The sequence below is a fragment of the Pseudomonas borbori genome (assembly GCF_900115555.1).
GTDB classification, from domain to species: domain Bacteria; phylum Pseudomonadota; class Gammaproteobacteria; order Pseudomonadales; family Pseudomonadaceae; genus Aquipseudomonas; species Aquipseudomonas borbori.
The window spans coordinates 1-15,427 of record NZ_FOWX01000011.1 but is presented as its reverse complement, the minus strand read 5'-3'; the positions used below and the strand labels follow the sequence as shown (position 1 = coordinate 15,427).

Below are 15,427 nucleotides of genomic sequence, written 5' to 3'. Positions count from 1 at the left end.
TCTACAAGCGGAAATGCCCGGCCATACCCTGCAACTCGCGGCCCAGCTGGGCCAGGCGAATGCTCGAGTCAGCCGTTTCGTCCATCGCCAGCGAGGACTGATCGGCGATATCGCGAATCGAGGTGACGCTGCGACTGATCTCTTCGGCCACCGCCGTCTGCTGTTCGGCCGCGGCGGCGATCTGCTGGTTCATCTCGAAGATCAGGGTCACCGCCTCGGCAATCCCGGCCAGGGCGCCTTCGGTCTGATTGGCATCGGCGACCACATGAGCGACCAGGGCACCGCTCTGCTGCATGTCGGCCACCGACCGCCGTGCGCCCTCGCGCAACGTGGCGATCAGGCCTTCGATTTCCGCGGTGGACTGCTGGGTGCGCTTGGCCAACGCGCGCACCTCGTCGGCCACCACGGCAAAGCCGCGACCCTGGTCGCCGGCGCGGGCGGCCTCGATGGCGGCGTTGAGGGCCAGCAGGTTGGTCTGTTCGGCCACGCTCTTGATCACATCCAGCACCGAATCGATGCGCTGGGTGTCCTGGCTGAGGCGCTCGATGCTCTGGGTGGTGGTGGTCATCGCCGCCGCCAACTGGTCGATCCGCACCAGGGTCTGGCGCACCACCTCGGTGCCGCGACCGACCCGGTTGTCGGCGTCCTCGGTGGACGCGGCGGCAGCCTCGGCGTTACGCGCCACCTCATGCACGGTGGCGGTCATTTCGCTCATGGCGGTCGCCACCTGATCGGTTTCCACCCGCTGGCCGTTGACGCCCAGGCGGGTCTGCTCGGTGATCGCCGACAACGATTGCGCCGAAGTGGAAATCTGGCTCACCCCACCCTGCAACTGGCCGACCATTTCGCGCAGGTTGTCCGACATGCCCTGCATGGCGGCCTGCAACTGCCCCACTTCGTCGCTGCGCTGCACCTCGATGCGCACACTGAGGTCGCCCTCGGCGATCTGCCGGGCCTGCCCGATCACCTGCTTGAGCGGGCGCACGATCAGCAGGGTGATCGCCAGGGTCGCCAGCAGACCTATCACCAGGGCCAGCGCAGCGGCCAGCAGAATCAGCCAGCCACTGGCCTGCAGTTGCGCCTGCATGGCGCTCTTCTGGCGGGAGTAGGCCTGCTCCACCAGTTCGACGATGCGTTCGGCCTGCGCCACCAACAGGGCATATTCCTGCTTCTGCTGGCGCAAGTGGCCGTTGTACTCCTTGAGCCGTTCATTGAACGAGTCGACGTTGCCGATGACTTCCGCCAGCACCGAGGCATAGCCCGGACTATTCACGGCATCGCGCAGCTCGCCGGCCAGGGTCTGCGCATCCAGGGCCTGCTGGATTTCGCCCTGGGCGACTTCAGCCGTAGTGCGGCTCTGCTGCAGGCGCACACGGGCCTGGTCGAGCGCCTGCAGCAGCAACTGATGCACCTTGCCGATCTGGCCGGCCTGCAGCACCGCCTCGGCGCCTTGGCTACCCTGGCTGCTCGCGAGCAGATCGAGGCCATCCTCGGCCAGGCCCTCCTCGAGCAGCTCGAGGCTGTTGGCGGCGCTCACCACCAGCCAATTGGCCGCCTCCAGGGACAGACTCATGTTGTCGGTCAGCTCGACATAGCGGTCGAAGGCCGAGCGATACTGGCCGATGGCAGTGTCGACCTCGCCCAGCAACTGGCCCTCGGCAGCCGCCAGTTCGGTCTGCAGGGCCGCGCTGCTGGCCAGCAACGTCTGGGTCTGCTCATGCAGGCGCTGGACATGAGCGGTGTCGCTGGTCAGGGCGAAATCCTGCTCGCTGCGGCGGATCTGCAGGACCTGGGTGTTGATCGCGCTCATGCGCTCCAGCGATGCCGAGCGCACACCGACCTCGCGCAACGCCGAATAGCCGGTGGCGGCAACCACCACGGTGAGCGCCAGCACCACGCCAAAACCCAGGGCCAGTTTCTTCGCCGTACTCAAGCTGGCGACGTGCCACTGCAGATCAGTCCACATATATCCCACTCCACCCCGGCCACCGACGAACCCGGCTCGCCGGCTGAACACGCAAAATTATGCAGGCAAGATAGAAGCGCAAAGCTGCTGGCGACAAGCCAGCAGCCGGGGCAAATGTGCTTTTAACTATGTGCGGGTCGTTTTCAGAGCGGATTGCTTCAGGGGCGCTGCATCTCGAAGCTGTCGCGGGTACGGGTGTAGGCCATGCCGCCCAGGCGACCGATCAGGTCGAGCTTGTGCGGATCGATCCGGCCCTTATCGTTGAGCACCGCATCGTCGACATGGGCGAGCAGCACTTCGGCGAAGATCAGGTGACAGTTCGGCGCCCCCGGCGGATACGCCAGCACCTGCGCCACCCGGCACTCGAAAGCCACCGCCGCGCCGGCCACCCGGGGGACGCCCACTCGCTCGCTGGCCAGGCTGGCGATGCCGCAGCGCTCGAACTCGCTGACGCCATGGGGCAACTGGGCAGCACTGGCATTCATCGCCTCGGCCTGGGCGCAGGACACCAGCTGGATCACCAGCTCGCCGGTGGCCTGTACGTTGCGCAGGGTGTCCTTGGGGCTGCCGTCGCCGTGCAGATTGACGTTGACCATCAGGGTCGGCGGCGCATCGCTGATCACCTGAAAAAAACTGAACGGGGCCAGATTGCTGGTGCCAGCGGGGGAAACGCTGGAGACCCAGGCGATCGGCCGCGGCGTGACCGTGGACGCCAGCCAGCGGTAGGCATCCAAAGGCGTCAGGGCGCTGAAATCCAGTTGCACGGCACATTCCTCGATCGCTTGCTGGCGCCCAGTATGCCAGTCAGGACTCCTCCCTTCGACCGCTAATACCGCTGGTCGGCAGCCCTCGCCGGCTTGCCGGCACCCGGCGACCGAGCCCGCTGTTTTGCTGGCGAGCGGTGACTTCAAGGGAAACCTGCGGCAGATCAATAAAAGGGTCTGTCGCTCTTCACTTTCCGCCATGCGCCACTAATATGACATTGTCACACCGCTAAAACACTTAGAGTCATTTATTTGACTAATACGAAAAATAATCTGCCAACAATGTGAACCGAGAAAAAGCACCATGGATTTTCAGCAAATCGAAGCGGATCGACAGTCAGTGGAACCCCAGGAGGACCTGACCTTCCTCCTCGAACACTATCAACTGAAAAGCTTTCAGTATTCAGAGCTGCAACACGAACAGGCCGTACTCGCCTCGGTCGCCGACTGGCCACTGCTGAGCGAAACGCTGCGACCACTGCTCCAACTTGTCGAAGCCGCGAAACTCGACAAGGCAGATTGAGATGCACCTGATCGCCGTACAGGGGCTGCGGGGTGGCTGCGGCACCACGTCAATAGTGGCCGGACTGACTTCGGCCCTGGCAATTCTGCACCAGCCCGTCCTGGCGATCGACCTGTGCCCCAGCAACATCCTCAGCCTGCACTTCGGCTTACCCTTCGATGAGCCCGCGGACTGGACGGCGCGAGACTTGCCAAGCCCTGCCCGGAAGATTGTCGCCTTTCGTCAGCGGGAGCGGGTTTCCGTGCTGCCATTCGGCCGCCACCCCACCCAGGGTTATGACCCCCAGTGCGCGGTTGACCTGCTCGAGCACGCACTGCGGCAACTGACGCCGTCGAGCGGCACCTTTGTGCTGCTCAATATTCCGCCTCACCTGAACCTGCTCAGTCGCCTCGACCAGCGCCCGGACATCCATTGGCTGCACGTGCTGGAGGCGGATCCGGCCTGCCATATCCTGCTCAACTACCAGCTGTACGACAACCAACCCCTGCCACGCAACCACCACTGGCTGATCAACCGCCTGCAACCGTCGCGCAAACTGTCCCACGATCTGCTGGAACTCTGGCGTCTGGCTCTCGGCCAGTTGCTGGTTCCTTGCGTGATCCATGAGGACGAAGCGGTGCGCGAGGCGCTGGCACGCAAGCAACTGCTGGGTGAAAGCGCGCCGCACTGCCTGGCCATGCGCGATTTCCTCGCCTTGGCGAACTGGTGCGTCAACACGGTGGCAAGCCCATGAACCAGCGCATCCAACCGCCGCCAGTGCCCCCCGGGGCCGCCAAGCCCGCTCCCGCCAGGCAGCCGACCCTGCTGATGGCGCTTGTCCGCGTCCTGTGCTGGACGCTCTTTACCCTCGAATCAGCCAGCTGGCGCTGGCTGCTGGCGCACAGGCGGCAACTCTACCCCCAGGCCTGCGGATCACGCCTGCGCCCGGGCGATCCACTGCGCGTAGTGCTGCAGAGCCTGTGGCTGGTGCTGGTAAAACCGCTCGACCGGCGCCCGCAAAAGCTCACCAGGCTGGCCAACTCGTGCCTAACCGCCTCGAGTCGCTGCCGGCAGCTGCTGGGGCGGTCGTGGCAACGCCTGGCGGCGCGCAATAGCAGTCGCCAGATCAGTACCCAGCCGCTGCCAGAGCGCCCCGCCGGCACAGCCACCTGGCTGCAACTGCCAATGCTGCTGGTGGCCCTGCCGGTGCTGGCACTCTGTATCACCCAACCGCTCGAGCCCTATCAACAGGCGCTGTTCGCCAGTCTGCTGTGGCTTATTGCGCTGGGCGTGGCGCGCTTTTCCGGGCGCCGCGCGACACTGATCCTGATCGTCCTGTCGATCCTGGTCTCCAGTCGTTATTTCTGGTGGCGCTACAGCTCCACCCTGAACTGGGATGACCCGCTGGACCTGAGCTGCGGCCTGCTGCTGCTGGCTGCCGAGAGCTATTCCTGGCTGGTGCTGATCCTCGGCTATATGCAGTCCATCTGGCCGCTCGACCGCCAGCCCTGCCCGTTACCCCGCGACATGGCCAACTGGCCGAGCGTGGACATCTACATCCCGACCTATAACGAAGACCTGTCGGTGGTGCGCCCGACCGTGCTCGCGGCGCTCGGCATCGACTGGCCGCAGAGCAAGCTGAGCATCTGGATTCTCGACGATGGCAAGCGCGACGAATTCCGCCGCTTCGCCGCCGAAGCAGGGGTTGGCTACCTGACCCGCCCGGACAACCGCCACGCCAAAGCCGGCAACCTCAATACCGCGATGGGCAAGACCAGTGGCGAGTTCATCGCCATTTTCGACTGCGACCACATTCCGACCCGCTCCTTCCTGCAGCTGACCATGGGCTGGTTTCTGCGCAGCCCACGCCTTGGTGTGCTGCAAACACCGCATCACTTCCTCTCGGCCGACCCCTTCGAGCGCAATCTGGATAACTTCCGCCGGACACCGAACGAAAACACCCTGTTCTACGGCCTGACCCAGAATGGCAATGACCTGTGGGACGCGACCTTCTTCTGTGGCTCCTGCGCCATCCTGCGGCGCGCCGCGCTGGAAAGCATCGGCGGCTTCGCCGTGGAAACCGTGACCGAGGATGCGCACACCTCGCTGCGCCTGCACCGCCACGGCTGGACCTCGGCCTATATCCGCATTCCCCAGGCCGCCGGTCTGGCTACCGAAAGCCTCAGCGCGCACATCGGCCAACGCATCCGCTGGGCCCGCGGCATGGTGCAGATTTTCCGTCTCGACAACCCGCTGTCCGGCCAGGGTCTCTCGCTCGGGCAACGGCTCTGCTACTTCAATGCCATGCTGCATTTTCTTTCCGGGGTGCCGCGCCTGATCTACCTCACGGCGCCATTGGCCTTCCTCCTGCTGCATGCCTACATCATCTATGCCCCGGCCCTGCTCATCCTGCTGTTCGTCGTGCCCCACATCGTCCACAGCACCCTGACCAACTCGCGCATCCAGGGCAGGTACCGCCATTCGTTCTGGAGCGAGATCTACGAAACCGTACTCTCCTGGTATATCGCCCGGCCCACCAGCGTCGCCTTGATCAACCCGCGCAAGGGCACCTTCAACGTCACCGCCAAGGGCGGCCTGATCGCAGACGACCTGTTCGACTGGAAGATGGCCAAGCCCTTCCTGATCCTCGCCGCCCTCAACCTGAGCGGCCTGCTGTTCGGCCTCTACCGCCTGCTCTGGGGCGCGAGCGACGAGCGCATGACCGTACTGATCAGCCTGTGCTGGGTGCTGTACAACCTGATCGTGCTCGGCGGCGCCCTGGCGGTGGCGGCAGAAGTCCGGCAAATCCGCCGGGCCCATCGCGTCGACCTGCACCTCGACGCGGGGATCCGCCTGCCCTCGGGGCATGCCTACCCCTGCACCCTGCTCAACTACTCGGACGGCGGCGTGAGCATCCAGCTTCCCCGCGGGCTCAACCTGACCTTGCCCGAGGTTGCCCGGCTATCGCTGCTGCTCAGGCGCGGCCACGAGGAGTTCGAGTTTCCGGCCCGCGGCCGCAGCATTACGCAAGGCATCCTCGGTGCCGAACTGGAACCCATGGACCTGCGCCGCCACGGCCGCTTCGTGCAATGCACCTTTGCCCGCGCCGACACCTGGGCGCGCTGGCATGACGGCTTCGCCCAGGACCATCCGCTCAGCAGCCTGCACGGGATCGTCCGCGTCGGCCTCAGCGGCTATCGGCAGACGCTGCTGTATGCCCCGGACTGCCTTCAACCGTTGATTGATTTTGCCCGCGGCAGCGCTCAATGGCTCAGCTCTTTCGTCCCAGTCACCCCCGTGTTAGGCACCGTTCAGACAGGGTCACGCCCATGAATATCCAGTATTTTTTCCGTTGCGTGCTCATGTTTATCGCCGCGCTGCTGATCGCCAACAGCGCCTTGGCGGCGCCAGAGCCAGCCGCAACGGAGGCGACGCCGCCAGGCACCTACCAGCGCAGCCTCGGTCTCAGCGAGCTGTCTTCACCCGGCGTGCTATTGCTGCGCAACATGTTGCGCCACCTCTATGCCGAGTTCGGCGTGCGCAGCGACGAGCTGATCGAGGCCGCCGAACTGCAGTTGTTCTACACCCCCTCCCCGGCGTTGAACGCCAAACGCTCGCACGTCAAGGTGTACCTCAATGACGAACTGATGGGCGTGCTGCCGATCCTTGAGGAGGAACTCGGCCAGGAGGTCGAGCGCACGCTCGCGCTGGACACCAGCTTCATTCGCGACTTCAATCACCTGCGCTTCGAGCTGGTGGGCAGCAACGACACCGCGCCCGAGGACCCCATGCACGCCAGCCTGTGGCTGGACTTCAGTGCCAAGAGCCAATTGCAGCTCAACGTCCTGCGGCTCAAGGCCAGCAACGACCTGGCCATTCTCCCGGAGCCATTCTTCGACCACCGCGACAAGGCGCCCCTGCTGCTGCCGTTCGTGTTCAGCCGCGCGCCCAGCCCGACCCAGCAGACCGCCGCCGCCGTGCTCGCCTCCTGGTTCGGCATCCACAGCAGTTGGCGCGGTGCCTCCTTCCCCGTCTCCTTCGGCGGCTTGCCGGCCAACCGTTCGGCGGTGGTGTTTGCCAGCAACCAACAACGCCCGGCGTTCCTCAAGGATTACCCCAGGGTCAGCGCCCCCACCCTGGCCATCATTGACCATCCGAGCGCACCCTTCGCCAAACTGCTCCTGATCCTGGGTGAGGACGACCAGCAGGTACTGGCTGCCGTCCGCGCACTTGTCCTGGGCAGCAACAGCCTGAAAGGGCCTTCGAGCACCCTGCGCAACATCCCCGAAGCCCCGCCGAGAAAGCCCTACGATGCGCCCAAGTGGGTGAAAAGCGATGGCCCCACACGCTTCAGCGAACTGCTCGACAACCCCATGCAACTGCAGGCGAGCGGCCTGGTGCCACCGCCCCTGAGCCTGACCCTGAGGGTGCCGGCGGATCTGTTCATCTGGCGTAGCCCGGGAGTCCCCCTGGATCTGCGCTACCGCTATACGCCGCCGCTGCAGAAGGACTCCTCGCTGCTCAGCATCAGCATCAACGACCATTTCGTCCAGGCCTTCCCCCTCAACGACCCGGCGCCTGGAAAAATCGCCGGCCTGGCCCAGCAAAACCTGCCCCTGCTCACCCAGCAGCCCGGCAGCAAGCGCCTGATGATCCCGGCCCAGCTCGTCGGCCCGCACAACGAACTGCGCATGAACTTCAGCTTCAATGCCTTGCCCGGCTGCGCCTATGCCGACAACTGCGCCACCAGCCTGCCGATGAACATCCAGGCGGCGATAGACCCTGATTCCAGCATCGACTTTTCGGCCTTCCATCACTACAAGGCGATGCCCGACCTGCAGGCCTTTGCCGAAACCGGTTACCCCTACAGCCGTGTCGCCGACCTCTCGCAGACCCTGGTACTGATGCCGCCCCAGCCGAGCCAGGCCGAGCTGTCGCTGCTGCTGGCGATCATTGGCCGGATCGGCGCCTATACCGGCTACCCCGCCACCCGCCTGAGCATCAGCGACGACTGGCTGGCGGCGGCGCAAAGCCAACGTGACCTGCTCCTGATTGGCGCCGTTGCGCCAGCATTCAGCAACGAGCAAGGCCCGGAACTGGGCGCCCTGGGCCTGCAGATCGCGGCCAGCCTGAGCCACCCGGATAGCCGTGCCGCGCCCCCGCGGATCAGCGACGCCTCTGCCGATCTGGCAGCCCTGGTCGGGTTCCAGTCGCCATTCGACGACAAGCGCAGCGTGGTCGCACTGATGGCGGGCAGCGCCAGCGGCTACAGCCTGATCGAGCGCAACCTGCTCGACAACCAGCGTCGCGCCAGGATTGCCGGCTCGGTGACCTTGATGCACGGGGAGCAGATCGATACTGCCGTGCTGGGCGACACCTACTATGTCGGCAGCCTGCCCTGGTGGCTGCTGCTCTGGTACCACCTCGCCGACCACCTGCTGCTCCTGATAGTTCTGGCCTCGCTGAGCGCCGTACTGATCGCCAGTGCGATGTTCAGCGCCCTCAGCCTGCTGGCCAAACGCCGACTACAAGCCCCTGCCTGAGGTGCGTGATGAAAGTCTGGATGGTCATGCTGTTGGTCCTTTCGCCGCTCGGCAACGCCGCGCACGCCGGCTGCCAGTGGCCATTGTGGGAGCAGTTCAAGCAGCGTTTCGTCGATGCCGGCGGCCGGGTGATCGACAGCAGCGACCCACGCTCGATCACCACCTCGGAAGGCCAGGCCTATGCCCTGTTCTTCGCCCTGGCAGCCGGTGATCGGCAGACCTTCGAGCGTCTGCTGCGCTGGCTGGAAGACAACCTGGCCCAGGGCGACCTGCAACGGCACCTGCCGGCCTGGCTCTGGGGGCGTAACCCGGAGGGGCAATGGCAGGTGCTCGACGGCAACTCTGCGGCAGACGCCGACCTGTGGCTGGCCTATAGCCTGCAGGAGGCCGGCAGACTCTGGCAGCACGCCGATTATTCACGCCTGTCGGCCCGGCAACTGGCCCTGATCCAGCAGCACGAGGTCGCCCAGTTGCCGCAACTCGGGCCGCTGCTACTGCCCGGGGCAGAAGGTTTCACCGGCCAGGAGCGCTGGACCCTCAACCCCAGCTATTCCCCCCTGCCCCTGCTGCACAGCTTCGCCCACCGCTACCCGGACAGCGTCTGGGCGGCGATGCTCGAACCGACCCGGCGCATGCTCGAAGAAACCAGCGCCCGGGGCTTCGCCCCCGACTGGGTCGAGTGGCGCGACGGGCACTGGCAGGGGTCGGCCAGGAGTGGCTGGCAAGGCAGCTACGATGCCATCCGCGTCTACCTGTGGGCGGGCATGCAGGAGCCGGCGGCCAACCTCGCCCAGCACTTCCAACCGATGCTGCACTACCTCCAGCAGCATGGCCGGCCACCCCTGCGCGTCGACAGCCTGACCGGCAGCGCCGAAGGACATGGCCCGCCGGGCTTCTCTGCGGCGCTGCTACCCTTACTCAGCAGAACCGCGCAGCCGCGCCTGCTGCAGGAACAACTGGCGCGCCTGGCTGCAGAACCGCTGCAGGCGGACGCCTACTACGATCATGTACTGAGTTTGTTCGGCCGAGGCTGGAGCGAAGGACGCTATCGCTTCTCGCCACGCGGCGCATTGCAACCACAGTCAATCGAGGAATGCTCATGACCAGGCACCTACCCTTTGCCCTGCTGCTGCTGAGTACCAGCGCCCATGCCATCGACACCAGCGAAGCCCGCCTGCAGCTGCTTGAGCAGGTGCGCACCGGGGAGTCGCGCAACAAGGTGGAGTTGATCGAGGAGAGCCTGTATCGCCTGTTCAAGCTCAACCCCGAGGATCCCGAAGGCCTGGCGGCGCTGATTCGCCTGCAAGTGCGCAAGAATCAACTGACCGAAGCCGAGGCCACCCTCGAACGCCTGAGCCGCAGCGCACCCGACAGCGAGTCCCTGGTGCTGGCCCGCCTGCACCTGGCGATCAACGAGCCGGAGGCCAAGGAGCGCCTGCAGCAGGCGCGCCTGCTGGCGCGCGCGGGTCGCCCCGAGGAAGCGCTGGTGATTTACGACAGCCTGTTCAAACCCGGCTTTCCCAGTAGCGATCATGCGCTCGAGTACTGGCAGACCCTGGCCAACACCGCGCAAGGCCAAACCAGGGCTCTGCACGGCCTGGAAGAGCTGGTTGCGCAATACCCCTACAGCAGCAATTTCCGCCTGGCCCTGGCCAGACAGCGCCTGGCCATCGACCCCTACAGCGAGGCCGCCCATGCCGATCTGGAACAGTTGGCCAGCGACCCCTATGCACGCGCGGGGGTTGCCAGCGTCTGGCAAGACCGCCTCGAGCGGCTTCCCGTCGATGAACGCAGTGCCGCCCTCTGGCGCCGCTACCTCAAGCAATACCCGGAGGCCGACGATGTCGCCAGACAAGCCCTGGCCGAACAGGAGCGGTTACTCGCCAACCCCTCCTTCCAGGCCAAACAGCGCGCCCTGAGCAAGCTCGACAGCGGCTCGCAGGCGTACCCGGCCATCGAGCGCGACCTGCAACTGGCGCTCAAGGGCTTCCCCACTGACGCGCAAACCCTCGGCGCACTGGGTCTGCTGCGCCAGCGCCAAGGGCGGCAACAGGAGGCCCTGGCCCTGTACGAACAGGCCCGCAGCCACGAGGACAACATCGACAACCTGGGCAAGTGGCAAACCCTGATCGGCGAGTCACGCTTCTGGGCCACCCTCAAGGAGGCCGAGGCAGCCGTCGACCAGGGCAAGCTCGAACGCGCCGAGCAGCTTTACCAGCAGGCGGCCAAACTCAAGCCCAATGCCCCCGAACCACTCAACGGCCTGGGCAATATCCAGGCCAGGCGTAGCGACATGGCTGGCGCCGAACGCCACTACCAGGCCGCCTTGGCTCGCGATCGCAACAATGCTGCGGCCAAGCGCGGCCTGATCAACCTCTACAGCGTCAGCCAACCCGAACGCGCCCGGCAAATCATCCAAACCTTGCCCGCCGATCAGCGCCAACGCTTCGAACCCGAGTTGAACCGCCTGCAGGCCGCCCAGTTGGTCACCCAGGCCCAACAGCACAGCGACCAGCAACGCTGGGCCACCGCCAAGCATCTGCTCGAGCAGGCTCTGCGCCTGCAACCGGACAACCCCTGGATCGCCTACGACCTGGCCAAGGTCCGCGTGCAACTCGACGACCCGGCCGCCGAGCAGAGTTTTGCCGGCCTGTTGCTGCGCGCCCCCTACGACCCGGCCTCGCGCTACGCCCACAGCCTGTTCCTGGCCAGCCAGGATCGCCCCCAGCAAGCCCTGGACAGCCTGGCCAAGGTGCCCAAAGCCAAGTGGGACGACGACATGCGCGCGCTGGATCGACGCTTGCGTTTCAGCCAGACCATGGAGCATGCCCGCCAGATGCACGCCCAGGGGCGTGAGCATGCGGCCAGCGACTACCTCAGGATGCAGCAACGCCACTTCCCGGAGGAGGTTGCCATCCCCCTGACACTCGGCGAATGGGCCGAACGGCGAGGCAACCGAGCCGAAGCGGAGCGCCAGTACCGACTGGCCCAGCAGCTCGAACCGCACAACAGCGAAGCAGAACTCAGCCTGATCGAACTGGCCCAGCAGCGCCGCGACGCCGATGTTCGGCAGCGTCTCGAGGCCTTCGCTCCCGCCACCCCCTCGCCCAGCCAGCAGCGGCGTATCGCCAATCTCTGGCTGCAACTGGGAGAGCAGGCCAAGGCCGAGCAAACCATGGCCCAGGCCCGTCTCGCCGACCCGCAAGATCCCTGGATCTGGCGCGACAGCGGGCGCCTGGCCCTCGCCGGCGGCCAGCCACAAGAAGCCCTGGCGGCCTACCGCGAGGCCATGCGCAGCAGCGGCATCGCCCTGGCGCCGGAGGACACCCTGGCGTTTACCCATAGCACCCGGAGCAATGGCGAAGACGACTGGCTCAGGCGCAGCATCCGCAGCGACTCCGCCGAGCTCTACCTGCATCAGGCACCCACCGCCACCGTGCAGTACGGCTACCTGGAGAGTAAAGGCACACCCGGTTTCTCCGACCTGCAGGCCGGCTACCTGATCGCCGAAGTGGCGCACCCGCTGGGCAGCGGCCGGGGTTTCCTGCGCGCCGAGCAGGTGACCCTGGATAACGGCAGCTTCGACAACCTGCTCGACGCCGACGACTTCGGCAGCGTGCTGATCTGCCAGCAACGCGGTGAAGCCTGCGACCAGGGCGACCGCCACCAGCGCGAAGAAGGCACTGCGCTGGCCATGGGCTGGCGCAGCGAACGCCTGGAGTGGGACATCGGCAGCACGCCACTGGGCTTCCCGGTGGAAGATGTGGTCGGCGGCATACGGATCAGAGGCGATCTGGCCAAGCTGGGCTGGACCCTGGACGTCTCGCGCCGCGCCCTGAACAACTCGCTGCTGTCCTTCGCCGGCACCGAGGACCCGCGCACCGGCGAAACCTGGGGCGGCGTGCGCGCCAACGGCATCCGCCTGGGCCTGAGCTACGACGAAGGCGGCAGCTACGGCATCTGGTCGAGCCTGCAGGCGCACCGCCTGACCGGCGAGAACGTCGAGGACAACGACCGCTACCGGTTGATGGCCGGGGTCTACTTCCGGATCATCGACGAGCCAGACCGGCGCCTGCGGATCGGTGGCAACGCCATGTACTGGCACTACGAGAAGGATCTCAGCGGCTACACCTTCGGCCATGGCGGTTATTACAGCCCGCAGCAGTATCAATCGCTCTCGGTGCCGATCAACTATGCCCAGCGCTGGGCGGACTGGTCGATCTACGCCGAGGCTTCAACCGGCTTCTCCTGGGCGCGCAACGACGACTCGCCCTATTTCCCGACCCGCAGCGACCTGCAAAGCGAAGCCGGCAATCCGATCTTCGAGGGCGGCAGCAGTGATGGATTCAGTTATCGCTTCAGCTTCACCGCCGAACGGCGACTGACCCCGAACTGGTTCGTCGGCGGCATGCTCGGCATGGAGCGCTCGGTGGGCAGCGACTACGAGCCACGCGGCGCCCTGCTCTACCTGCGCTACAGCTTCGCCCCCTGGGATGGCGACCTGAAGATGCCCCCGGAACCCCTGGAGGAATACGCCCAGTTCAATTGAGCGCACTGCGGCAAACAAGCCCGCATCACGACAGTGATGCGGGCTTGTTTTATTACTGTTGCGGGTAAGGGATCCAGCTCTGGTTTTCCATGCGCAGGTAGTGCTCGTCGTGCAGGCGCACCATCACACTGCCCTCGTTTTCCGCCACCACCATATCCAGCTGCGGAAGATCCCGGGTCGCACCGAGCAGGTCGAAGTCCGCATTGCGGTAGGCCTCACCATCGACCAGCCGCGCAATCAACTCGGACAAGGCCTGATAACTGCTCGGCGCCTGGATATGCAGCGGCCGCTGCGGCAACTGCGCCTTGGCATTGATCAGTTTGAGTCCGGCCGGAACCTGGGTAACCGTCGGGCTGGGAATCTCGCGCATGCCCTTGACCTGCATCAGATCACCGCGCAGGGCCGCACCATGCTCGGCGACTATGACCAGCAGCACCGGCTTGGCAGATGCCTGCACATGCTCGATGAAACTGTCCAGGTCATCCAGCACCTGACGCACACTGACCTTGTAGTCTGCGCTGACGGCCTTGCCAGTGACCTTGTCCACCCGCCGATTGCCATCGTGCAAGGTGATCGAGTTGTAGAACAACGCCTCGCGCGGCGAGCCCAAATCCAGCCGCTGCTGCCACCACTGCGTCAGCACTTCGCGATCGCGATAGATCGGCGAGCCGTCGAACCCGGTCAATGCCGGGCGTAATTGGCCGAGCGGGCTAGCAGCGGCCTGCAGGCGGCCACCGTCACGCAGCAGACCGAGCATGTTGTCGAAGCGGCCGGTGTGGTTGAGCAGCAAGCCATCGGTGAAGCCCAGCTGCTTGAGGTTTTCGAACAGGAAACATTGCTTGGCCGCGGGGCGATACAGATCGGCATTCGAAGCCTGGCCGCAACTGGCGCGCAACAAGCGCAGGACTGCCGGGCCGCTGTAGGTGGCCGCGGAGTTAAAATCGTCGAAGAGGATATCCATCTTGGCCCACAGCGGGTGCTGGACCAAACCGGTCTCCTCCAGGTCATCCCAGGCCATGGAACAGATATTCAACATCAGCACATCAATGGGCACGGCATCGGCCGCCAAGGCGCTGGGGAACTGCGTGACCTGCTGCCTCTGGCTCGCATAAAAGTCGTCCAGGGTCTGGTTCAGAAATGCATCATCGATCACGGCAGGCGCCACATCACCGACCACCGGAGCGGTGCTTGCAGGAGTCGACAGCAGTACCGGCACCGGCACGGCCCCCGGCCGCGGCATGAACAGCTTGGCATCGCCAACCACCAGCACCAGCACCAGCGCCACCAGCGTGAAGCTGGTCACCCGCAGCCACTGACTGACGAACAGGTAGCCGACCAGCAGGATCAGCCCCGCGGCCAGCCAGGTCGGATTGATGAAGCGACCCGCCAACTCCAGCATATAGTCAGCACTGAACTGGCTGACCTGCGCGGAATTGGCGATCAGGCGGCTGAACGGTGGCAGCCAGCTGTCGTAGTAGTACAGGGCGCCACCCAGCGGAATGGCGAGAAGATGGCGCAAGCGATGCAGCCATTGCGGTGGCAAAGGCAACAGCAGGAAAGCGGCGAAAGCCAGATTCTCCAGGGCATGGAAATTCAACTGGCCATACCAGAGCAAAACCAGCTTGGTGATGAAGTAGAAGTTCCACAAGCCCAAACCACGCCAGGAACTCATGGCAGCCGGTGACGCCAAAGCACTGCCTTGCTGCATAGCCAATCCCCAGTAGTCAATGCTGCTGCATGCGGTTCTTGTGCTGCATCGCCCTAGCGAGCAGAACCTGCATCATGCGTTAAGCATCGCTGCTGATTGGCAAAAGGCAAATGCCGATTGGCTTTTTGCTCGAACTTATACGGGGAGACTCGAGGCGGTCGCTGGCGCAACCGCCGGGTGTGCCTAACGGCCGGCGCGCGACTCGCGAATGTAAAAGCGCGCCCGCTCTGACTTGCTGGTGCAGCCCTCGTAGCTTTCGAATTGCTGCTGGGTTTTCGCCGCGGTCAGCAGCGACAGAGCCTTGGAATAACTCACGGTGCCGGCAAAGCCTTCGGCCTTGGCCAGATCCAGCTCGGCCCAGGCCGCATTCAGTTGCGTGGCACAGCTGTCGCGGT

Annotated in this window: 9 protein-coding genes and 2 pseudogenes; 6 read left to right on the top strand and 5 right to left on the bottom strand. The window is 65.0% G+C overall.

Features of this window, described 5'->3' with window-relative positions; genetic code table 11:
* Position 1: 1 nt before the first annotated feature.
* From BM315_RS25445 to BM315_RS10080, 3 genes and pseudogenes are all read right to left on the bottom strand, one after another.
* Positions 2-508: pseudogene (locus BM315_RS25445) on the bottom strand (methyl-accepting chemotaxis protein); the annotation flags it as partial.
* A 348-nt stretch (positions 509-856) separates the two neighbouring features.
* Positions 857-1,087 (bottom strand): annotated as a pseudogene (locus BM315_RS25440) (HAMP domain-containing protein); the annotation flags it as partial.
* Positions 1,088-2,124: 1,037 nt separating this feature from the next.
* The gene (locus BM315_RS10080) at positions 2,125-2,730 is read right to left on the bottom strand and encodes a flavin reductase family protein (RefSeq protein ID WP_090500472.1); all 606 of its coding nucleotides are present in this window, start codon (positions 2,728-2,730) and stop codon (positions 2,125-2,127) included.
* 304 nt (positions 2,731-3,034) lie between these two features.
* Between BM315_RS10080 and bcsR the strand changes: the two genes are divergently transcribed.
* The 6 genes from bcsR to bcsC are packed head-to-tail and all read left to right on the top strand — an operon-like array spanning position 3,035 to position 13,324.
* Positions 3,035-3,253: a BcsR/BcsP family cellulose biosynthesis protein gene (gene bcsR, locus BM315_RS10075; protein ID WP_090500471.1), complete on the top strand. Its 219-nt coding sequence runs from the start codon at positions 3,035-3,037 to the stop codon at positions 3,251-3,253.
* A 1-nt stretch (position 3,254) separates the two neighbouring features.
* Positions 3,255-3,986 carry a cellulose biosynthesis protein BcsQ gene (bcsQ, locus tag BM315_RS10070; RefSeq protein WP_090500469.1) on the top strand — a complete coding sequence of 244 codons (732 nt, stop codon included), beginning with the start codon at positions 3,255-3,257 and terminating at the stop codon, positions 3,984-3,986.
* A complete protein-coding gene (gene bcsA / locus BM315_RS10065; RefSeq protein ID WP_090500467.1) occupies positions 3,983-6,565 on the top strand; it encodes a UDP-forming cellulose synthase catalytic subunit in 2,583 nt (860 codons plus the stop codon). Before bcsQ ends, bcsA begins: the two co-directional genes overlap by 4 nt.
* The gene (bcsB, locus tag BM315_RS10060; protein ID WP_090500465.1) at positions 6,562-8,775 is read left to right on the top strand and encodes a cellulose biosynthesis cyclic di-GMP-binding regulatory protein BcsB; all 2,214 of its coding nucleotides are present in this window, start codon (positions 6,562-6,564) and stop codon (positions 8,773-8,775) included. Before bcsA ends, bcsB begins: the two co-directional genes overlap by 4 nt.
* Positions 8,776-8,783: 8 nt before the next feature.
* Positions 8,784-9,878: a cellulose synthase complex periplasmic endoglucanase BcsZ gene (gene bcsZ / locus BM315_RS10055; protein WP_090500463.1), complete on the top strand. Its 1,095-nt coding sequence runs from the start codon at positions 8,784-8,786 to the stop codon at positions 9,876-9,878.
* Positions 9,875-13,324, top strand: coding sequence for a cellulose synthase complex outer membrane protein BcsC (gene bcsC / locus BM315_RS10050; RefSeq protein WP_170862194.1), 3,450 nt, complete (start codon positions 9,875-9,877; stop codon positions 13,322-13,324). Before bcsZ ends, bcsC begins: the two co-directional genes overlap by 4 nt.
* Before the next feature lie 52 nt (positions 13,325-13,376).
* Here the strand turns inward: bcsC and bcsG are convergent, their stop codons facing one another.
* Together bcsG and BM315_RS10040 are read right to left on the bottom strand one after the other, a co-directional pair.
* Positions 13,377-14,996 (bottom strand): cellulose biosynthesis protein BcsG, encoded by a 1,620-nt coding sequence (gene bcsG, locus BM315_RS10045; protein WP_170862193.1) that lies wholly within the window; start codon positions 14,994-14,996, stop codon positions 13,377-13,379.
* Positions 14,997-15,215: 219 nt separating this feature from the next.
* Positions 15,216-15,427 (bottom strand): hypothetical protein (locus tag BM315_RS10040; RefSeq protein WP_090500456.1); only part of this gene is annotated, 212 nt, incomplete at its 5' end.